Below are 19,922 nucleotides of genomic sequence, written 5' to 3' on the forward strand. Positions count from 1 at the left end.
GGGACAACTTGTGAAATTACCGACAAGAAGGGAAAGGGCCTTCCCGAGAGTGGTAAAGGAGAGGCCCTGGAAATACCCCACAGCCCCGAAAAAGAGCCAGTCAGTTGCTTAACTGACTGGCATTACAGCCTTCGGGCTGGCATTTTTTATGGTTGAGTTACCAGCGGCCGGACGCGCCGCCGCCGCCAGAAGAACCACCCCCGCCGCTAAATCCGCCGCCACTTGAGCCTCCACCGGAAGAGGATGAAGAAGAACCTTTTCTTGAAGCTCTTTCTTTACTGAGCTTCTTATATTTGGCGCGTAACTTTTTATTCACCAGAAGCCAGAAGATAAGCAGAGGTACGATCGCAAAAGGCGTTAACATACTGCAAGCAACGATTAAATTCGTCCATGCTCCGGGCTCGGCAACATAGAGGAATACCATCCCGTAAATTGCGCCGGTGAGTGCAATCCACGGTAGATTTGATGGATCGGTAAAAATAATAAAATACGAAAGTACTGCCAGTAAAATAATTACAGCGACCGATAATGGAATTGGAGTTTTGATACTGTAATGATTTCCGCTGCCTTCCGGTAATTCACCATTCAACAGAAGCGCGCCGATATTTTCGCTGGCCAGTGTCAACCCTCCAATAAGATCATCGTTTTTGAACGCGGGGATCAATATAACACGGATAATCTTTGCCGCTTGCAGGTCGGTAACCACCCCTTCCAGCCCGTAGCCCACTTCTATACGGACAGCATGATCTTCCCAGGCAACCAGAAGTAAAATACCATCGTTGCGCTGTGCATCGCCCAACTTCCAGCTATCAAAAACGCGTGTTGCATATTGTTCAATGGTATCTTCACCAGTGGATGGCACCACTAATATAGCGACCTGCGCCTGCGTATTCTGTGCAATCTTCTGCAACTGTAGTGTCAGAGATTGTTGCTCAGGTGAACTTAACGTATTAGTAAGATCTGTCACCTGTTGGTGTAGTTCCGGTACAGCCATTTGCTGGGCAAACACAGGAACGCACCACAATATGAGTAGAAAAAGGATTAAGCGCATATTGATCACCAGCGCCCTGAAGCGCCACCGCCACCAGATGAACCGCCACCGCCGCTGAAATTGTCATTGTCGAAAGAAGAGGACGATGATGATGACGAATCTCTGGAGTTATAATTACTTCTGGTATGGCGTGATGGTCGGTTGGCACTACGCATTAAATTACGTACCTTTTTTCCGAAAGGGGTAAAAGAAATAACAATAATAAGGAACGGTGTGGAGAAGCATAATAATGTGATAAGCGCTCCCCAGCTTCCGCTGAAACCTGCAATAGGCAAAACAAAGGCCAGCACTATGGCAGCGAAGCAAATCAATCCCAGCGTTTTGATATATCCCCTGGCGGAAATAAAGGTCAATACTATTGCCCAGACCAACAAAGCCCACCAACCGCTAAAGGGCAAAGGGTGATCGGTTGGTGTTATCGTTGCTAAATCATTCCCCGTCAGACGACTTTCAATATCGTTTATTCCTTTTTGTAAGCCGCCAGCAAGGTCGCCATTTTTAAATGCTGGAATAATACTGTTGCGAATAATTTGTCCGGACTGTGCATCTGTAATAAGGCCTTCCAGTCCGTAACCGATTTCAATACGCACGGTATGATCCTGCCAGGCGACTAACAGTAGAACACCATCATCGCGGTCTTTATCACCTGGTTTCCAGCTATCGAATACCCGCGTAGCGTACTGCTCGATAGTTTCATCGCCTGTTGTGTCAACTACTAACACCACCATTTGCGCCAGATTTCTTTGCGTCAGGTTTTTAATCTGACCAGCAAGAGCATTTATTTCGCTGTTCGTCAATGTACCTGTTACGTCATTCACATACACAGGTAATTCAGGTACTGGAATTTGCGTAGCAAACGCCGATGGACAGAAGAAAGCCAGAAGAAAGATAAAAATTCGCATAAGGATTGCCCGCTTAATGAATATTAGAATTTTGGCTAAAATCTATTGTTGGTGCTTTACTCACTGCGGCGACATCATCCGGCAAATAATTTTTCTTTGCGGTGTAATCCATTATTTTTGCGGTTAATACAGCGGGGAATTTGCGGATAGTGACATTATATTGTTCAATAGCTTTAATGTATCTTCCTCGCGCAACGGCAATGCGGTTTTCACTTCCTTCGAGCTGTACTATCAAATTTTGATAGAGTTCCTGGGCCTTTAATTCAGGATAACGTTCACTGATAATCGTTAACTGGCCGAGTGTACGAGTCAGTTGCGCCTGAGCTTGTTGCCAGGTTTGTAGCTTTTGCTCATCGCCTGGCGCTTGCTGTAAATCGCTACTGGCCCTGATAGCCTGGCTACGCGCTAATGTTACGGCTTCCAACACTTCTTTTTCATAGCTGGAATAACCTTTAATACTGGCGACAAGATTAGGAATAAGGTCGGCACGACGTTGATACTGATTCAGAACTTCTGACCAGGATGAATTGACTTGTTCGTCATAAGTTTGAATATCATTATATCCACAACCTGATAAATTGAAAATAAATATAAGTACGATGAATATTCTGAGCATATTTAAATCCCTTTTGTTTAATTCCCCGGGGAATAATACGTTGTTTCATTTTTTTATTAATGATCTGTTTCGCCTTTTTATCTTAAACCCGCGTGTAACAGAATGTTAATAAAGCATGAATATTGCGGTAGGATCTGCAATAATTAACAATTATCCACTTTACAGAGAATGCTATGCAGTACCCGATTAACGAGATGTTCCAGACCCTGCAAGGTGAGGGTTACTTTACCGGCGTCCCCGCCATTTTTATTCGTTTACAGGGATGCCCGGTCGGCTGTGCCTGGTGTGATACCAAACACACGTGGGAAAAACTTGAGGATCGGGAAGTTTCTCTTTTCAGTATTTTGGCGAAAACCAAAGAGAGTGATAAGTGGGGCGCAGCAAGCAGCGAAGATTTGTTAGCGGTCATAAGTCGTCAGGGATATACCGCGCGTCACGTAGTGATTACGGGTGGTGAACCTTGCATTCATGATTTGCTGCCATTGACTGACTTGCTTGAAAAGAACGGTTTTAGCTGCCAGATAGAAACCAGCGGTACTCACGAAGTACGTTGTACACCGAACACCTGGGTTACCGTGTCGCCAAAACTGAACATGCGCGGCGGCTATGAAGTGTTGTCGCAGGCGCTGGAACGCGCCAATGAAATCAAACATCCGGTTGGGCGTGTACGGGATATTGAAGCACTGGATGAATTGCTGGCAACGCTGACTGATGATAAACCGCGAGTAATTGCACTTCAGCCAATTAGTCAGAAAGAAGATGCCACGCGTTTATGTATCGATACCTGTATTGCGCGGAACTGGCGTTTGTCGATGCAAACGCATAAATATTTGAATATTGCCTGATTAAATATTTATAAGCGTTATAAATGGGTGGAACCTGTAAAGAATTCCACCCATTTATATTTTTGCCTCTTCTGATTGTTCTCTTCTGGTTTTTCCGGACTCGTCATTGCAAACCAAAACAAAGTCCGTAGTGTTAATTTTTCACTGGAGTAAAAATCATCGCTACAAATTTTGGTAGATTGGAACTGGCTTGAAAAATCATTAATTAATAACAGGTTATGTTTAGAGGTAACCATTCAGGTATGCTCAGAGCGGGCGGTTTCCCGCCCGGTCTTCTTCACTTACGCATTAGACCAGCTTTGAATAGCGTCCACATTGCCCAATTCTCCATGCATCACTTCATACGATTTTTTCAGGATCACATCAGTGTGTTTGGTTAGGTCTTTGAAAATGCCTTTATTCATCGCGTCGTAACGTCTGGCGTTGCTCTCAACAGGCATAAAGATGTCTTTCACGCGAACCATTTTGTCAACAGCAGTTGCGTAATCCGGGTACAAGCCAAGCCCTACAGACGCGTTGATAGCCGCTCCCAAACTAGCGCACCCGTTAATGGCGTTACGTCTTGCCGGAAGATTGAACACGTCGGCAAAAATTTGCATAAACAGATCGCTGTTTGAACCGCCGCCAGTAATGATCACATGCTTCGCAAAGTGATTCATTTCATTACACATATTGTCGTAATTGTTCTTCAGTGTCAGCGCCACGCTTTCCAGAATCGAACGATAAATCCATGCGTAATCCATACTGGAATCAAAGCCGATCATAATTCCGCGTTTGTACGGTTCCCACGGGTTGGTCAGCCAGTCCAGCACCGTCATCAACCCATTACAGCCAGGTGGCACGCAAGAGGCTTTTTTGTTGAGCAAATCTTCCGGCGAAAGATCCTGTGCTCTGGCATCCTGAATTAACGACTCGCCCAACATGTCGCGCAACCAACTTACCGTCCACATCCCTTTGCGAATACCGTAACCTTCATACAGCAATGTTTCTGGAATAGAAGACATAATCGGCCAGTACGCTACCGGGTCTTTCGGCAGTGCTTTGCCATTCATCATCAGCGCGATATAGGTGCCTAAGGAAATCACCGCCGTTTCATCGTCCAGCAATCCGGCTCCTAATGCTTCTACCGGTTTATCACTGGTGGTACAAACTACCGGCAGTCCTGCCGGGAAATGTGTCGCCAGTGCTGCTTGTGGTGTGATATGCCCGAGAACGGTCCCCGGCATTTGTACGCCAAAAAGCATATGGCGGGGGATATTAAACTTCTCGATTACCGCGGCATCTTCACTCCAGGCCCAGGTTTTATAATCCACCGGCCACTGGCCAAAATAGTTGGCGATATTATCTTTAAACTCGCCTGTTAAGCGGTGCGCCAGATAGCCCGAAAAAGAAGTGACATACGCCACGTCAGGATTCGTGTGTTCGTAAGGGCGCGTAACTCGTGCATCCTGCCAGCTAATCAGTGGTGCGGCGGGTGTACCGTCAGCTTTCAGTAAGGCACGGCAGCAACGGATTGATCCCAGGCCGATGCCAACAATATCTTCTTTATTCCCGGCAAACTGGCTCATTAAATCGTGACCGGCAAAACATAATGATGCCCATAAATCGTCGTCAGGATGTTCTGCGGTATCGGCATCCGGCGTGTGCATCGGCTGTAATAAACCTTTGCCTTCGCAAACTATGTTGCCTTGCAGATCGTACATCACCACTTTTGTACTCTGACTTCCGCCATCAATCCCTATGATGTATTTCTTCGACATGATTTTTCTCCTGTAATGTTCTGGGCTTACTTGCTGTTAGCCGTTGCGGGGGCGCTATCAGCAGTACGAATTTTTTGGAACAGCAAAAAGGTAAAGACGATCACCATGCCGAGCGCCGCCATGCCCATCAGCCACATGTTGCGGTAGGCTTCTGCTGCGGGCAGGGTGTCCTGCCAGTAACCGATAATCGGGTAAACAAAGACATCAGGCAGGAAGCCAATCACCGAACAAATACCTACCGTGGTGCCCATAATGTAAGATGGTGTTCTCGCTTCGCCGGGGCAGGCCCAGTACAGCCCGCGTGAGGCGTAGCAGGTGAATCCCAGTAGTAAAATCAGGCCAATCCCCATCGCGACCGATTGCGGGTTAGAGTTAGTCATGAGTAGGGCAGTGAGTGCCAGCAGGCCGACCACGGAAAGAATTTGGATCACGCGGGTAGGGGATTTCACTTTGCTGTAGGTGGTGATAATGCCGCCAAGTGGGCCGCACAGTGCGCGGAAGATTTTGTTGATCACGATCCCCATGTAGCTCGCCGCCACCAGCGACATGCCATACATTTCGGTCAGATAGTTGGTGGAGTAACTCAGAATGGCGTAGATGGTGAAGACCCCAAAAATCACCATGCTGCAATACCAGGTTGTACTGATACGCAAAACGGCCAGGATGTCGCTAAGCTGGAATGACTGTTTTTCTTCGTTATGGGTACTACGCAGGCTGTTGTTATCGCTAACAAAAAACCAGCACAGAATCCCCAACAAGATGTAAACCACGCTGTAGATGATAATGACCGTTTTCAGGCTGGCGCTGTCATCCGGGGCGAAGCGGGAAAAGACCCACATGGTAAACACTGCCAGCGACATTACACCGACGCCGCGCAGTCCTTCCATCCAGCCCATGATTTTCCCTTGTTCGCTATGGTCACCAAGCAACGAGGCGGCTTTAATCGACACCGACCACAGCATTAAAATAGTCGTTATCGCAAAGGCAACCTGAATACAGAGCATGACCCATAATGGTGGATACGTTGCCATTATCAGGCCTAATAATCCGGTAATTACCATCGCGGAAGTAATCATTTTGCGATGTGAAAATTTATCGGCAATAACCCCGCTGGGCGCATAAAGAATAATGGCGGCAATACCAAAGGTGCTCATAATTAAACCTATCTCGGTATTGCTGAATCCCATAAATTTCGCCATGGGAATTTGATAAATATAACGTAAATAAGCCAGGTCAAAACTAACTCCGCCGCTAAAACTAATTATCGCGAGGGTTATCCAACGTCGATATGAGCTGTGTTGCATATCGTATTCCCATTTGTAATAGACAAAAAAAAGAGAAAAGTAAGCCGCCTTTTCAGGAGGATTACTTTTCTCAGGTCTCTAGTAATTGCGATAAGAAATAACATGGAAAGCAGAGGTGTTGTGTGAGAGTAATCACGCTTCTGCTTTTTAAAATTATTTGATTATATGAGTAATACTCTGTGAGTACGATCACATTAGCGACTATGCCCTTATGCTAAAAATTATCGCCAGTTACCAGAGATAATGAGAAAGGTAACTTCCCTCTCGCGGGGGAAGTTACCTTTCTTTTTTTTTTGCCTTACGGAAATTGGAGCTAACTATGTCAATCGAATCACTCAATGCGTTCTCAATGGATTTTTTCTCCCTGAAAGGTAAAACTGCAATTGTTACCGGCGGGAATAGTGGTTTAGGCCAGGCATTTGCGATGGCACTGGCAAAAGCAGGTGCAAATATCTTTATTCCAAGCTTCGTCAAAGATAATGGCGAAACGAAGGAAATGATTGAAAAACAAGGCGTTGAAGTGGACTTCATGCAGGTGGATATCACCGCAGAAGGCGCGCCGCAGAAGATAATCGCTGCCTGTTGTGAGCGTTTTGGCACTGTCGATATTCTGGTCAATAACGCAGGTATTTGTAAGCTGAATAAGGTGCTGGACTTCGGCCGTGCCGACTGGGACCCGATGATTGATGTGAACCTGACAGCCGCTTTTGAGCTGAGTTACGAAGCGGCAAAAATTATGATCCCGCAAAAAAGCGGTAAAATCATTAATATCTGTTCATTGTTTTCTTACCTGGGCGGGCAATGGTCTCCAGCATATTCTGCAACTAAACACGCACTTGCTGGATTCACTAAAGCCTATTGCGATGAATTAGGTCAATATAATATTCAGGTAAATGGTATTGCCCCTGGTTATTATGCAACCGATATTACGCTGGCGACACGCAGCAATCCAGAAACAAATCAGCGCGTTCTTGATCATATTCCGGCAAATCGTTGGGGCGATACACAGGATTTAATGGGCGCAGCCGTATTCCTCGCAAGCCCGGCATCGAATTATGTGAATGGTCATTTGCTGGTGGTTGATGGTGGTTATTTAGTGCGCTAATCCATAACGGTGGTTTCTGTTTTCTTTTATTAATGACTATTCCATTTTTATTATCAGAAAGGATTTATTATGTCTTTATCTCGCGCAGCGATTGTCGACCAGCTAAAGGAAATTGTTGGTGCAGATCGCGTAATTACCGATGAAACGGTATTAAAGAAAAACAGTATTGACCGTTTTCGTAAATTTCCGGATATTCATGGAATTTATACTTTGCCGATTCCGGCAGCGGTCGTAAAACTCGGTTCCACAGAGCAAGTGTCCCGCGTGCTGAATTTTATGAATGCGCACAAAATTAACGGTGTGCCGCGTACCGGCGCTTCCGCCACCGAAGGTGGGCTGGAAACTGTCGTAGAAAACTCGGTGGTGCTCGACGGCTCCGCCATGAATCAAATCATTAATATTGATATTGAGAATATGCAGGCCACGGCGCAATGTGGCGTTCCGCTGGAGGTGCTGGAAAACGCGTTGCGTGAAAAAGGCTACACCACGGGGCATTCTCCGCAGTCAAAACCGCTGGCGCAGATGGGTGGCCTGGTGGCAACCCGCAGTATTGGGCAGTTCTCCACACTTTACGGCGCAATTGAAGATATGGTCGTTGGCCTGGAAGCGGTACTGGCAGATGGCACCGTGACGCGCATTAAAAACGTTCCACGTCGCGCGGCTGGTCCGGACATTCGTCACATCATTATTGGTAACGAAGGTGCACTGTGCTATATCACTGAAGTTACAGTGAAAATCTTCAAATTCACCCCGGAAAACAATCTCTTCTACGGCTATGTGCTGGAAGACATGAAAACCGGCTTCAACATCCTGCGTGAAATCATGGTGGAAGGGTATCGCCCGTCGATTGCTCGTTTGTATGACGCTGAAGATGGCACGCAACACTTCACTCATTTTGCTGATGGTAAATGCGTGCTGATCTTTATGGCCGAGGGTAACCCACGTATTGCGCAGGCGACAGGCGAAGGAATTGCCGAAATCGTGGCGCGTTACCCGCAGTGCCATCGTGTGGACAGCAAACTGATCGAAACCTGGTTCAACAACCTGAACTGGGGGCCGGATAAAGTGGCCGCCGAACGTGTGCAGATCCTCAAAACCGGCAACATGGGCTTTACCACCGAAGTGTCCGGCTGCTGGAGTTGTATTCACGAAATCTATGAAAACGTCATTAACCGTATTCGTACCGAGTTCCCGCACGCCGACGACATCACTATGCTGGGCGGTCACTCTTCTCACAGCTACCAAAACGGCACCAACATGTACTTCGTTTATGACTACAACGTTGTTGACTGCAAACCGGAAGAGGAAATCGACAAGTACCACAACCCGCTCAACAAAATCATCTGTGAAGAAACCATTCGCCTCGGTGGTTCGATGGTGCATCACCACGGCATTGGTAAACATCGCGTTCACTGGAGCAAACTGGAACACGGCAGCGCGTGGGCGTTGCTGGAAGGGCTGAAAAAGCAGTTCGATCCTAACGGCATTATGAACACGGGTACTATCTATCCGATTGAAAAATAATGTGTCAGGCAGCGTCCTGTGATGTCGGGGCGTTGCCTTTTCGGCTTCTCAAGCGAGAAGCCGTTCTTATTACCGGACAATGAAGGGGTAAAGATGAACACTTCACCGGTGCGAATGGATGATTTACCACTTAACCGTTTTCACTGTCGCATTGCTGCGCTTACTTTCGGCGCGCACCTGACTGACGGTTATGTCCTCGGCGTCATTGGTTACGCCATTATTCAGCTTACTCCAGCCATGCAACTGACACCGTTTATGGCGGGAATGATTGGTGGCTCAGCGCTACTTGGCCTGTTTATCGGCAGCCTGGTTTTGGGCTGGATCTCCGACCATATCGGGCGGCAAAAAATCTTCACTTTCAGCTTTTTGCTGATTACGCTCGCTTCGTTTTTACAATATTTTGCCACCACGCCGGAGCACCTGATTGGTTTGCGCATTTTGATCGGCATTGGGCTGGGTGGTGATTACTCTGTGGGGCATACCTTGCTGGCAGAATTTTCCCCGCGCCGCCACCGCGGTATTTTGCTGGGCGCGTTCAGCGTGGTGTGGACGGTGGGTTATGTGCTGGCAAGTATTGCCGGACATCACTTTATTTCAGAAAGTCCGGAGGCCTGGCGATGGCTTTTGGCATCAACAGCTCTGCCCGCGCTGTTGATTACGTTGTTACGTTGGGGCACACCGGAATCGCCGCGCTGGCTGCTGCGACAGGGGCGTTTTGCAGAAGCTCATGCCATTGTGCATCGTTACTTTGGCTCTCATGTATTACTGGGCGATGAAGTGGCAACGGCCACCACTAAGCACATCAAAACCTTGTTCTCTTCGCGTTACTGGCGGCGCACGGTATTTAACAGCGTGTTCTTTGTCTGCCTCGTGATCCCGTGGTTTGTGATTTATACCTGGCTGCCGACTATCGCCCAGACTATTGGTCTGGAAGATGCGCTGACCGCCAGCCTGATGCTCAATGCCTTGTTAATTGTTGGCGCGTTATTAGGGTTAGTGTTGACCCACTTGTTAGCCCATCGCAAATTTTTACTGGGGAGCTTTTTGCTGCTGGCGGCCACGCTGATGGTGATGGCCTGTTTGCCTTCCGGCAGTTCGTTAACGCTGCTGCTTTTTATTCTCTTCAGCACCACCATTTCGGCGGTCAGCAATCTGGTTGGCATTCTACCTGCCGAAAGTTTTCCTACTGATATCCGCTCTCTGGGCGTCGGTTTTGCGACCGCCATGAGTAGACTTGGCGCGGCAATTAGCACCGGTTTGTTGCCGTGGGTTCTGGCGCAGTGGGGAATGCAGGCCACCTTATTGTTACTGGCCATCGTGCTATTGGTTGGTTTTGTTGTGACCTGGCTATGGGCTCCAGAAACTAAAGCTCTCCCGCTGGTTGCGGCGGGAAATGTCGGAGGTGCGAATGAACATTCTGTTAGCGTTTAAAGCCGAACCGGATGCCGGAATGCTGGCGGAAAAAGAGTGGCAGGCTGCTGCTACGGCAAATTATGGGCCGGATGTTTCACTGTTGCGAAGTTTACCCGGTGCTGATGAACAGGCCGCCGCCGCAATTCTATTGGCGCAGAGAAAAAGCGGCACGCCGATGACTTTAACCGCGTTGAGCATGGGGGATGAACGGGCGTTGCATTGGCTTCGCTATTTCACGGCTCTCGGGTTTGAGGAAGCAGTATTGCTGGAGACTGCGGCAGATCTGCGTTTTGCGCCGGAATTTGTTGCTCGCCATATTGCCGAATGGCAGCACCAGAATCCGATGGAGCTGATTATTACCGGCTGCCAAAGCAGCGAGGGGCAGAACGGGCAAACGCCGTTTTTGCTGGCGGAAATACTGGCCTGGCCCTGTTTTACCCAGGTGGAGCGTTTCACACTCGACGCGCCATTTATCACTCTCGAACAGCGTACTGAAAACGGGCTGCGCTGTTGCCGGGTACGCTTGCCTGCGGTCATTGCCGTGCGCCAGTGTGGCGAAGTCGCTTTGCCTGTACCGGGAATGCGCCAGCGTATGGCGGCAGGGAAAGTGGAAATTTTACGCGAAACTCTCGCCGCCGAATCGTCAGCGATACAGTGCCTGCAACTGGAAAGGCCGGAGCAACGACGTGGCGCGACGTTGATTGATGGGCAAACAGCAGAAGAAAAAGCACAAATACTGTGGCGGGATTATTTGCGCCAGAGGATGCAGCCATGAATGTCGTAATAGTGACAATAAATCAGGACAATGCAGCTATCGCAGGCTGGCTGGCAGAACAGGATTTCAGCGGTTGTACACTGACGCACTGGCAGATTGAACCTCAGCCCGTAGTGGCGGAACAGGTGCTGGATGCGCTCGTGGAACAGTGGCAGCGAACACCTGCGGAATTTGTGCTCTTCCCTCCGGGGGCGTCTGGCGATGAACTGGCGACCCGACTGGCCTGGCGTTTACATGGCACCAGCATCTGCCAGATCATTTCGTTGGATATACCGACAGCAAGCGTGCGCAAATCCCACTGGGGAAATGCGCTGACGGCGACGCTGCAAACAGAAAAACGTCCGCTATGCCTTTCTCTGGCGCGCCAGGCCGGAGCTGCGAAAAACGCAATGTTGCCATCTGGTATGCAGCAACTAAACATTGTCCCCGGCGCACTTCCAGACTGGTTTGTTAGCATCGAAAACCTGAAAAATACTACCCGTGACCCATTAGTAGAAGCCAGACGGGTGCTGGTGGTAGGGCAGGGCGGCGAGGCTGATAGCCATGACATCGCTACGCTGGCTGAAAAGCTGGGCGCCGAAGTGGGCTACAGTCGGGCGCGAGTGATGAATGGTGGTTTTGATGCGGAAAAAGTGATTGGAATTTCCGGGCACTTGCTGGCGCCAGAGATTTGCATTGTTGCCGGGGCGTCCGGCGCGGCAGCGTTAATGGCAGGTGTGCGTAATAGCCAGTTTGTGGTGGCTGTGAATCATGACGCCAGCGCGGCTGTTTTTTCACAGGCAGATGTTGGCGTGGTGGATGACTGGAAAGCGGTGCTGGAGGCACTGGTGACAAATATTCACGCAGATTGCCAATAACGTACTGGCGGATGCGGTTCTGGGTCAGGGACTTGTAGGCCTGATAAGACGCGTTAGCGTCGCATCAGGCGTTGAATGCCGGATGTGGCCTACAAATCACACAAATTCAATTCGTTACGTTTATCCCGTTAAAGCAATTTTTTCGCTAACGTCCAGACGCGGGTATTAGTAGTAGAAAGCGCCACGACACCGGCGTCAATTGCATTACGCGCATCTTCTTCATCGCACACCAGCCCGCCAGCAATCAGCGGTTGGCGGATTTTCTCCGTCACCCAGCCCAGCACTTTGGGCATACAGCCAGGCAGGATCTCAATGCAATCTGGGTTCGATTGCGCAACCTGCTTATCAATATTGTGAAACGAAATCGAATCGACAATAAACAGGCGATGAATACAGAAAAAACCTTCTGCTCTGGCGGCTTTCAGCATCGACGCTTTAGTGCTGATAATGCCGTCTGCTTCGGTCACCAGTTTCAAAAACTGAATCACCACCTCTTTATTTGACGCGCCTTCCAGCAAATCGACATGAATAAAGGCATATTTCCCGGCGTTTTTAATCTTTTTGACGATATTGCTGATGGTGCAGATATTGCCGTACAGCACGGAAATAAACTGGCATTCAGAATTAATGGCCAGTTGCAGGCTGGCATTATCTTTAACGGCAGCAATCACCGGATTCTGACGGAGCAGGTGTAAGAGGGGCATAAATTATCCTTATTATTTATCCAAAGCGGTAGGTGATGCCGAATCCAGAAGGCGGATAGCGCCACTGTTGTAGTGTTTTTTCATCGCATAACAAACGGCAGGTGCCGCACTCCAGGCAACTGCGATAATCAATACGCAAGTCGCCTTCCGGCGTGAGCGAAAAAAGACCTGCCGGGCAGGCATTAATCAACCGTTCTGCTGTCTGGCGCTCAACGGGGTCAACCGGAACAATGTGTGGCGCATCAGCAGCACGCCAGAGATTACGGGCTACAGACATCGCAGACTCCTGATAACATCGCCCGCCAGATGCCACAGGCCGTGACGACGTAAATGACGCCAGAGCAACTGGCGAAGTGGTGGAACAGGTTTATCTCCCTGATCCCATAAGTCGCGGGAAATATCCTGCATTAACGCAGGCCACGTCCGATACCAGCCAGGGCGTTGCAAAAGCGCCGGAACATGCTGATAACGTTGTAGAACATCCCACAGCAAACTGTGTTCTACGTTGTGATGATAAATCGGGAACAGATTTTGCGGCTCGCGTTGCTGGCAGGCGCTAATCAGTGTTTGTGCTGCTGCCTGTGCGCCAATGAACGCCATATCCATGCCTCGCACTGAAATTCCAGTATTGACGCAACTGCGCAACGCATCGCCCACCAGCAGCCAGCCGTTACCGGCGAATTGCACGGGCATATTGCGTAAACCGCCTTCCGGCACCAGATGTGCACCGTATTCCAGCGTTTCACTGTTTTTAATGAGAGGTCTTACTGCCGGATGTGTCTTAAAACGAGCCAGCAACTCGCTTGCCGGAACGCGGTTTTGTGCAAGGGAAGAGAGCGGGCAAACAATCCCCAAAGAGAGCGTTTGCTGATTGGTATAAAGAAATGCACCGCCTGGCAGGTCATCACAGATTTCCCCGCTGAACAGTATCGCTGCACCTTCGTTGTTTTCCAGATGAAAACGCGCTTCAATAATGGGCGTTTCCAGCGACAGCACTTCTTTGATCCCTAACGCCATCGATTCGCCAGCAGGACGGGTAACTAACCCGTGATGTTCTGCCAGCACACTATTGGCCCCTTCCGCCAGCACAACATAACGGGCGCGGAGAATATCATCACCACAGATAACGCCACACACTCTGCTGTTTTCTTCATATAACGCGTCTACTGTTGCGCCGGGAATACACTCAACTCCTGCTTTTTCAGCTTCGGCAACCAGCCACGGATCGAATCGTGCGCGTAATACGCTCCAGGATTCACCACCGGGTTGTAAGCTGGAAAACGTCGTTGCGCCATCGGGCGTTAACAGAGAAAGGCTTTCGTGAGTGATACGTCGCTCAAGGGGCGCGGTCAGGTGAAATTGAGGGAGGAGTTCCGCGAGCGCATGGGTATATAACCGCCCGCCGGAAAGGTTTTTGCTGCCAGGGATTTCAGCGCGTTCCAGTAACAGAACAGATAATCCCGCTCGCGCGCAGCGTAACGCACAAGCGGTGCCCGCAATACCGGCACCAATAATAATAATGTCGCAGTCGTCTTCCATGTCATGCCCCAGATATCCAGAGCACAACACCCTAACATAGCGTTACTTAAGGGAAATTGACCGCCGACACACTCTGATTATTCACCGCGATAGATGCAGCCTGCGGTGCAGGTTTCTTTCACCATCACAGCGCTTAATAGTGGTACAACGGGTTTAACTTGATCCCAAATCCATTTTGCTAAAACTTCGCTGGTCGGGTTTTCCAGGCCGGGTATATCATTGAGATAATAGTGGTCGAGACGATCGTAAGTCGGTTTAAACGCCGCTTTCAGTTCAGCGAAATCGATAACCCAGCCCGTATGCGGATCGACTTCCCCGGTAATTTCCAGGCGCACCATAAAAGAATGCCCGTGCAGGCGACCACATTTATGCCCTTCTGGGACGTGTGGTAAGCGGTGAGCGGCTTCGAAGGTGAAATCTTTAAATAACGTGGTGGACATCATAATTTCTCTACTGGACGATAAAACCGCCGTAGAGTACCGGAAAGCCTGTTTTTTCGCATTACCAAAAACGGGTTTGTTGCGCAAAATGACCGATTTATCTTAATTGCGGTCGATATTTATCTATTTTTCATTGAGTTAATAAATCTATTTTGTTGTTAAAGACTATTGCTAAAACAGGTTAGTCGATTTGGTTATTAGTTATCGCTATCCCGTCTTTAATCCACCCCCTTCGCGCCGTTAACCTTACCTTCTCTTCTGTTTTATGGGCGCTGACAGGGCCGATAAACAGCTTTGCTTACTGGAACATAACGACGCATGACGACACAGGTCCCTCCTTCCGCTTTGCTTCCGCTGAACCCGGAGCAACTGGCTCGCCTTCAGGCAGCCACTACTGATTTGACACCGACCCAGCTTGCGTGGGTATCTGGTTATTTCTGGGGAATGCTTAACCAGCAGCCAGGTACACTTGCCGCTACACCAGCCGCAGAAATGCCGGGTATCACCATCATTTCCGCCTCGCAAACGGGTAATGCTCGCCGGGTCGCTGAAGCATTACGTGACGACTTATTAGCGGCAAAACTGAACGCTAAGCTGGTGAACGCAGGCGACTATAAATTCAAACAAATCGCCAGCGAAAAACTGCTTATCGTGGTGACTTCAACACAAGGTGAAGGGGAACCGCCGGAAGAAGCCGTTGCGCTGCACAAGTTTCTGTTCTCCAAAAAAGCGCCGAAACTGGAAAACACCGCTTTTGCTGTGTTTAGCCTCGGTGACACCTCTTATGAGTTTTTCTGCCAGTCCGGTAAAGATTTCGACAGCAAACTGGCTGAACTGGGCGGCGAACGCCTGCTCGACCGGGTCGATGCCGATGTTGAATATCAGGCAGCCGCCAGCGAATGGCGCGCCCATGTAGTTGATGTACTGAAATCGCGCGCGCCTGTCGCAGCACCTTCGACATCCGTCGCCACTGGCGCGGTGAATGAAATCCATACCAGTCCGTATAGCAAAGAAGCGCCGCTGGTGGCGAGCCTCTCTGTTAACCAGAAAATCACTGGACGTAACTCTGAAAAAGACGTTCGCCATATTGAGATCGATTTAGGTGACTCAGCCCTGCGCTATCAGCCGGGCGATGCGCTGGGCGTCTGGTATCAGAACGATCCGGCACTGGTAAAAGAGATTGTCGAACTGCTGTGGCTGAAAGGCGATGAACCCGTCACTGTCGAGGGCAAAACGCTGCCGCTGGCGGAAGCCTTACAGTGGCATTTTGAACTGACCGTCAACACCGCGAACATTGTTGAAAATTACGCCACCTTAACGCGCAGCGAAACGCTGCTGCCGCTGGTGGGCGATAAAACGAAGTTGCAGTATTACGCTGCGACGACGCCGATTGTCGATATGTTGCGTTTCTCTCCGGCACAACTGGACGCTGATGCGTTCATCAGTATTTTGCGTCCGCTGACGCCGCGCCTTTATTCCATCGCCTCATCGCAGGCGGAAGTCGAGAGTGAAGTGCACGTTACTGTCGGCGTTGTGCGTTATGACGTGGAAGGCCGTGCCCGTGCCGGTGGTGCCTCCAGCTTCCTCGCGGATCGCGTGGGAGAAGAGGGCGAAGTTCGCGTCTTTATCGAACATAACGACAACTTCCGCCTGCCAGCTAACCCGGAAACCCCGGTGATTATGATTGGCCCTGGCACCGGTATCGCGCCATTCCGCGCCTTTATGCAGCAGCGTGCCGCCGACGAAGCGCCGGGCAAAAACTGGTTGTTCTTCGGCAATCCGCACTTTACGGAAGATTTCCTCTACCAGGTGGAATGGCAGCGTTATGTCAAAGAGGGCGTGCTGACGCGTATCGATCTGGCCTGGTCACGCGATCAAAAAGAAAAAATTTACGTACAAGACAAACTGCGTGAACAGGGGGCAGAGCTGTGGCGCTGGATCAATGACGGTGCCCACATTTATGTTTGCGGCGACGCTAATCGCATGGCGAAAGACGTTGAACAGGCACTTCTGGAAGTGATTGCCGAATTTGGTGGCATGGACACTGAAGCGGCGGATGAATTTTTAAGTGAGCTGCGCGTAGAGCGCCGTTATCAGCGAGATGTCTACTAATGAGCGAAAAACATCCAGGGCCTTTAGTGGTCGAAGGTAAACTGGCAGACGCCGAGCGCATGAAGCTTGAAAGCAACTTTCTGCGCGGCACGATTGCCGAAGATTTGAATGATGGCCTGACTGGCGGGTTTAAGGGCGATAACTTCCTGCTGATCCGCTTCCACGGCATGTATCAGCAGGATGACCGCGACATTCGCGCCGAACGAGCTGAACAGAAGCTGGAGCCGCGTCACGCCATGATGCTCCGCTGCCGCCTGCCGGGTGGCGTTATCACCACCAAACAGTGGCAGGCGATCGACAAATTTGCAGTGGAAAACACCATTTACGGTAGCATTCGCCTGACCAACCGTCAGACCTTCCAGTTCCACGGTATTCTGAAAAAGAACGTCAAACCTGCACACCAAATGTTGCACTCAGTCGGTCTTGATGCGCTGGCGACCGCCAACGACATGAACCGTAACGTGCTGTGCACCTCGAATCCGTACGAGTCACAGTTGCACGCGGAAGCCTATGAGTGGGCGAAGAAGATCTCTGAACATCTGTTGCCGCGTACCCGCGCCTATGCGGAGATCTGGCTCGATCAGGAGAAAGTTGCTACCACTGATGAAGAACCGATCCTCGGGCAGACCTATCTGCCGCGTAAGTTCAAAACGACGGTGGTTATTCCGCCGCAGAACGATATCGATCTGCACGCCAACGACATGAACTTTGTGGCTATCGCGGAAAACGGCAAGCTGGTGGGCTTCAACCTGCTGGTGGGTGGCGGCCTTTCTATGGAACACGGCAATAAAAAAACCTATGCCCGCACGGCGAGCGAGTTTGGTTATCTGCCACTTGAGCATACGCTGGCAGTGGCGGAAGCTGTGGTTACGACTCAGCGTGACTGGGGTAATCGTACTGACCGTAAAAATGCCAAAACCAAATACACGCTGGAACGCGTGGGGGTAGAGACGTTTAAGGCGGAAGTTGAACGTCGCGCGGGGATCAAGTTCGAACCGATCCGCCCGTATGAATTTACCGGACGCGGCGATCGCATCGGCTGGGTTAAGGGTATCGATGATAACTGGCACCTGACGCTGTTTATCGAAAATGGTCGTATTCTCGATTATCCGGGGCGTCCGCTGAAAACCGGTCTGCTGGAGATCGCAAAGATCCACAAAGGCGATTTCCGCATTACGGCGAACCAGAACCTGATTATCGCGGGTGTACCGGAAAGTGAAAAAGCGAAGATCGAGAAGATCGCCAAAGAGAGCGGGTTGATGAATGCCGTCACACCACAGCGTGAAAACTCAATGGCATGTGTGTCATTCCCGACCTGTCCGCTGGCGATGGCGGAAGCCGAACGTTTCCTGCCCTCGTTTATCGACAACATCGATAACTTAATGGCGAAACATGGCATCAGCGATGAGCATATCGTAATGCGTGTGACGGGATGCCCGAACGGCTGTGGCCGGGCGATGCTGGCAGAAGTTGGTCTGGTGGGTAAAGCGCCGGGGCGCTACAACCTGCATCTTGGCGGCAACCGTATGGGGACACGTATCCCACGGATGTATAAAGAAAACATCACCGAGCCGGAAATCCTGGCGTCGCTTGATGAACTGATAGGGCGCTGGGCGAAAGAGCGCGAAGCGGGTGAAGGCTTCGGTGACTTTACGGTGCGTGCGGGCATCATTCGCCCGGTGCTCGATCCGGCTCGCGATTTGTGGGATTAACATAAATCGCTGCGTCTGCTCGGTTTTGTAGGCCTGATAAGACGCATAAGCGTCGCATCAGGCAAGGCAAACAGTGAGGAATCTATGTCCAGACTTGATCTAAACGACCTGAATGAACTGCCGAAGGTAGAGCGCATTCTGGCTCTGGCACAAACCAACGCTCAACTGGAAAAACTGGACGCTGAAGGCCGCGTTGCCTGGGCGTTGGAGAATCTGCCCGGCGAATACGTGCTCTCTTCCAGCTTTGGCATTCAGGCGGCAGTCAGCCTGCATCTGGTGAACCAGATCTGCCCGAATATCCCGGTGATTCTTACCGATACTGGTTATCTGTTTCCGGAAACCTACCGCTTTATTGACGAGTTAACGGACAAACTTAAACTCAACCTGAAAGTGTACCGTGCCACTGAAAGCGCCGCCTGGCAGGAAGCACGCTACGGCAAACTGTGGGAGCAGGGGGTTGAAGGCATTGAAAAGTACAATGAGATCAACAAAGTCGAACCCATGAACTGTGCACTGAAAGAACTTAACGCGCAAACGTGGTTTGCTGGTCTGCGCCGTGAGCAATCTGGCAGCCGTGCCAATTTACCAGTGCTGGCTATCCAGCGTGGCGTATTTAAAGTGCTGCCGATTATCGACTGGGATAACCGAACTATTTATCAGTACCTGCAAAAACATGGCCTGAAATATCACCCATTATGGGACGAAGGATATTTATCGGTTGGCGACACCCATACAACCCGTAAATGGGAACCCGGCATGGCCGAAGAAGAAACGCGCTTCTTTGGCTTAAAAAGGGAATGTGGATTACACGAAGGGTAAATATTTCCGGATAAATTAAACGCCTCTGTCAGAAATGATGGGGGCGTTTTTATTTTGCGAGCAGCATTCTGGCCTTTAAACGAGAACGTCGCAGGGAGAATCAACAGGTATAGAATGGCGTCGGGTGCTTGAGGCTGTCTGGCGTTAAGCATTCGCGAGGTTCCAGATGGACAAAAGCCCCAGGCGATATTTCTATCCACCTGAGGCCTACGTTCGAACCCAACAATTCGAATGCTAGTCTCTTCTTTGCAGAGAGGCAAGACATGCTAACAAAATATGCCCTTGTGGCAGTCATAGTGCTGTGTTGTACAGTACTGGGATTCACGCTGATGGTAGACGACTCGTTGTGTGAGTTGAATATCAGAGAACGTGGTATGGAGTTTAAGGCTGTTCTCGCTTACGAACCGAAGAAGTAGCCACCACGCGGGGGTGAAACCCCGCGTA

19 protein-coding genes and 1 pseudogene are annotated in these 19,922 nt (G+C 50.0%); 11 read left to right on the forward strand and 9 right to left on the reverse strand.

Features of this window, described 5'->3' with window-relative positions; translation table 11 throughout:
• Positions 1–112: hypothetical protein (locus tag C7B16_RS25320; protein WP_223363118.1), on the forward strand; the 112-nt coding region annotated here is incomplete at its 5' end.
• A 45-nt stretch (positions 113–157) separates the two neighbouring features.
• On the opposite strand, the gene C7B16_RS13540 is transcribed toward C7B16_RS25320, so the two are convergent.
• The 3 genes and pseudogenes from C7B16_RS13540 to C7B16_RS13550 all read right to left on the reverse strand — a co-directional run bounded on the left by C7B16_RS13540 (position 158) and on the right by C7B16_RS13550 (position 2,569).
• Complete coding sequence (locus C7B16_RS13540) at positions 158–1,060, reverse strand: TPM domain-containing protein (protein WP_001516968.1); 903 nt, start codon at positions 1,058–1,060, stop codon at positions 158–160.
• 221 nt (positions 1,061–1,281) lie between these two features.
• Positions 1,282–1,953 (reverse strand): annotated as a pseudogene (locus C7B16_RS13545) (TPM domain-containing protein); the annotation flags it as partial.
• A 13-nt stretch (positions 1,954–1,966) separates the two neighbouring features.
• A complete protein-coding gene (locus tag C7B16_RS13550; protein WP_107179814.1) occupies positions 1,967–2,569 on the reverse strand; it encodes a LemA family protein in 603 nt (200 codons plus the stop codon).
• A gap of 173 nt (positions 2,570–2,742) precedes the next feature.
• Here C7B16_RS13550 and queE point away from each other — a divergent pair, with 173 nt between their 5' ends.
• On the forward strand, positions 2,743–3,414 hold the full coding sequence (gene queE, locus C7B16_RS13555; RefSeq protein ID WP_001199980.1) for a 7-carboxy-7-deazaguanine synthase QueE: 672 nt from the start codon (positions 2,743–2,745) through the stop codon (positions 3,412–3,414).
• Between the two features lie 281 nt (positions 3,415–3,695).
• Here the strand turns inward: queE and C7B16_RS13565 are convergent, their stop codons facing one another.
• On the reverse strand, positions 3,696–5,174 hold the full coding sequence (locus C7B16_RS13565) for an FGGY-family carbohydrate kinase (RefSeq protein WP_000039760.1): 1,479 nt from the start codon (positions 5,172–5,174) through the stop codon (positions 3,696–3,698).
• Positions 5,175–5,200: 26 nt separating this feature from the next.
• Positions 5,201–6,478, reverse strand: a complete 1,278-nt coding sequence (locus C7B16_RS13570) for an MFS transporter (RefSeq protein ID WP_001164860.1) — start codon at positions 6,476–6,478, stop codon at positions 5,201–5,203.
• Positions 6,479–6,797: 319 nt separating this feature from the next.
• Here C7B16_RS13570 and C7B16_RS13575 point away from each other — a divergent pair, with 319 nt between their 5' ends.
• From C7B16_RS13575 to C7B16_RS13595, 5 genes are all read left to right on the forward strand, one after another.
• Positions 6,798–7,583: an SDR family oxidoreductase gene (locus tag C7B16_RS13575; protein WP_000021321.1), complete on the forward strand. Its 786-nt coding sequence runs from the start codon at positions 6,798–6,800 to the stop codon at positions 7,581–7,583.
• 69 nt (positions 7,584–7,652) lie between these two features.
• A complete protein-coding gene (locus C7B16_RS13580; protein WP_001516963.1) occupies positions 7,653–9,107 on the forward strand; it encodes an FAD-binding oxidoreductase in 1,455 nt (484 codons plus the stop codon).
• 93 nt (positions 9,108–9,200) lie between these two features.
• Complete coding sequence (locus C7B16_RS13585; RefSeq protein WP_024191904.1) at positions 9,201–10,538, forward strand: MFS transporter; 1,338 nt, start codon at positions 9,201–9,203, stop codon at positions 10,536–10,538.
• The gene (locus C7B16_RS13590; RefSeq protein ID WP_105263599.1) at positions 10,516–11,295 is read left to right on the forward strand and encodes an electron transfer flavoprotein subunit beta/FixA family protein; all 780 of its coding nucleotides are present in this window, start codon (positions 10,516–10,518) and stop codon (positions 11,293–11,295) included. Before C7B16_RS13585 ends, C7B16_RS13590 begins: the two co-directional genes overlap by 23 nt.
• Positions 11,292–12,152 (forward strand): electron transfer flavoprotein subunit alpha/FixB family protein, encoded by an 861-nt coding sequence (locus C7B16_RS13595; RefSeq protein WP_001103599.1) that lies wholly within the window; start codon positions 11,292–11,294, stop codon positions 12,150–12,152. Before C7B16_RS13590 ends, C7B16_RS13595 begins: the two co-directional genes overlap by 4 nt.
• Positions 12,153–12,280: 128 nt before the next feature.
• Here the strand turns inward: C7B16_RS13595 and C7B16_RS13600 are convergent, their stop codons facing one another.
• From C7B16_RS13600 to queD, 4 genes are all read right to left on the reverse strand, one after another.
• A complete protein-coding gene (locus tag C7B16_RS13600) occupies positions 12,281–12,856 on the reverse strand; it encodes a glycerol-3-phosphate responsive antiterminator (RefSeq protein WP_001130283.1) in 576 nt (191 codons plus the stop codon).
• A 16-nt stretch (positions 12,857–12,872) separates the two neighbouring features.
• Positions 12,873–13,133 carry a ferredoxin family protein gene (locus C7B16_RS13605; protein WP_000109517.1) on the reverse strand — a complete coding sequence of 87 codons (261 nt, stop codon included), beginning with the start codon at positions 13,131–13,133 and terminating at the stop codon, positions 12,873–12,875.
• The gene (locus C7B16_RS13610) at positions 13,124–14,395 is read right to left on the reverse strand and encodes an FAD-dependent oxidoreductase (RefSeq protein WP_016249127.1); all 1,272 of its coding nucleotides are present in this window, start codon (positions 14,393–14,395) and stop codon (positions 13,124–13,126) included. Before C7B16_RS13610 ends, C7B16_RS13605 begins: the two co-directional genes overlap by 10 nt.
• Before the next feature lie 77 nt (positions 14,396–14,472).
• Positions 14,473–14,838 carry a 6-carboxytetrahydropterin synthase QueD gene (queD, locus tag C7B16_RS13615; RefSeq protein WP_107179815.1) on the reverse strand — a complete coding sequence of 122 codons (366 nt, stop codon included), beginning with the start codon at positions 14,836–14,838 and terminating at the stop codon, positions 14,473–14,475.
• Between the two features lie 315 nt (positions 14,839–15,153).
• Between queD and cysJ the strand changes: the two genes are divergently transcribed.
• From cysJ to C7B16_RS13640, 4 genes are all read left to right on the forward strand, one after another.
• On the forward strand, positions 15,154–16,947 hold the full coding sequence (gene cysJ, locus C7B16_RS13620) for an NADPH-dependent assimilatory sulfite reductase flavoprotein subunit (RefSeq protein WP_107179816.1): 1,794 nt from the start codon (positions 15,154–15,156) through the stop codon (positions 16,945–16,947).
• Positions 16,947–18,659: an assimilatory sulfite reductase (NADPH) hemoprotein subunit gene (cysI, locus tag C7B16_RS13625; RefSeq protein WP_001516957.1), complete on the forward strand. Its 1,713-nt coding sequence runs from the start codon at positions 16,947–16,949 to the stop codon at positions 18,657–18,659. The genes cysJ and cysI overlap by 1 nt, the downstream gene beginning before the upstream one ends.
• Positions 18,660–18,743: 84 nt before the next feature.
• Positions 18,744–19,478 carry a phosphoadenosine phosphosulfate reductase gene (gene cysH, locus C7B16_RS13630; protein ID WP_107179817.1) on the forward strand — a complete coding sequence of 245 codons (735 nt, stop codon included), beginning with the start codon at positions 18,744–18,746 and terminating at the stop codon, positions 19,476–19,478.
• A gap of 263 nt (positions 19,479–19,741) precedes the next feature.
• The gene (locus C7B16_RS13640) at positions 19,742–19,894 is read left to right on the forward strand and encodes a Hok/Gef family protein (protein WP_000956462.1); all 153 of its coding nucleotides are present in this window, start codon (positions 19,742–19,744) and stop codon (positions 19,892–19,894) included.
• Positions 19,895–19,922 lie beyond the last annotated feature (28 nt).

This window comes from Escherichia sp. 20412-1 (assembly GCF_003027595.1).
In the GTDB taxonomy this organism is placed as follows: domain Bacteria; phylum Pseudomonadota; class Gammaproteobacteria; order Enterobacterales; family Enterobacteriaceae; genus Escherichia; species Escherichia marmotae.

Excerpts from the sequence above, each read along its gene's own strand:
- C7B16_RS13605 (WP_000109517.1), bottom strand. The coding sequence starts at position 13,133 with ATGTCTGTAGCCCGTAATCTCTGGCGTGCTGCTGATGCGCCACACATT.
- C7B16_RS13590 (WP_105263599.1), top strand. The coding sequence starts at position 10,516 with ATGAACATTCTGTTAGCGTTTAAAGCCGAACCGGATGCCGGAATGCTG.
- C7B16_RS13565 (WP_000039760.1), bottom strand. The coding sequence starts at position 5,174 with ATGTCGAAGAAATACATCATAGGGATTGATGGCGGAAGTCAGAGTACA.
- C7B16_RS13640 (WP_000956462.1), top strand. The coding sequence starts at position 19,742 with ATGCTAACAAAATATGCCCTTGTGGCAGTCATAGTGCTGTGTTGTACA.
- C7B16_RS13600 (WP_001130283.1), bottom strand. The coding sequence starts at position 12,856 with ATGCCCCTCTTACACCTGCTCCGTCAGAATCCGGTGATTGCTGCCGTT.
- C7B16_RS13610 (WP_016249127.1), bottom strand. The coding sequence starts at position 14,395 with ATGGAAGACGACTGCGACATTATTATTATTGGTGCCGGTATTGCGGGC.
- C7B16_RS13550 (WP_107179814.1), bottom strand. The coding sequence starts at position 2,569 with ATGCTCAGAATATTCATCGTACTTATATTTATTTTCAATTTATCAGGT.
- queD (WP_107179815.1), bottom strand. The coding sequence starts at position 14,838 with ATGATGTCCACCACGTTATTTAAAGATTTCACCTTCGAAGCCGCTCAC.
- C7B16_RS13595 (WP_001103599.1), top strand. The coding sequence starts at position 11,292 with ATGAATGTCGTAATAGTGACAATAAATCAGGACAATGCAGCTATCGCA.
- C7B16_RS13580 (WP_001516963.1), top strand. The coding sequence starts at position 7,653 with ATGTCTTTATCTCGCGCAGCGATTGTCGACCAGCTAAAGGAAATTGTT.
- cysJ (WP_107179816.1), top strand. The coding sequence starts at position 15,154 with ATGACGACACAGGTCCCTCCTTCCGCTTTGCTTCCGCTGAACCCGGAG.
- cysH (WP_107179817.1), top strand. The coding sequence starts at position 18,744 with ATGTCCAGACTTGATCTAAACGACCTGAATGAACTGCCGAAGGTAGAG.
- queE (WP_001199980.1), top strand. The coding sequence starts at position 2,743 with ATGCAGTACCCGATTAACGAGATGTTCCAGACCCTGCAAGGTGAGGGT.
- cysI (WP_001516957.1), top strand. The coding sequence starts at position 16,947 with ATGAGCGAAAAACATCCAGGGCCTTTAGTGGTCGAAGGTAAACTGGCA.
- C7B16_RS13575 (WP_000021321.1), top strand. The coding sequence starts at position 6,798 with ATGTCAATCGAATCACTCAATGCGTTCTCAATGGATTTTTTCTCCCTG.
- C7B16_RS13585 (WP_024191904.1), top strand. The coding sequence starts at position 9,201 with ATGAACACTTCACCGGTGCGAATGGATGATTTACCACTTAACCGTTTT.
- C7B16_RS13570 (WP_001164860.1), bottom strand. The coding sequence starts at position 6,478 with ATGCAACACAGCTCATATCGACGTTGGATAACCCTCGCGATAATTAGT.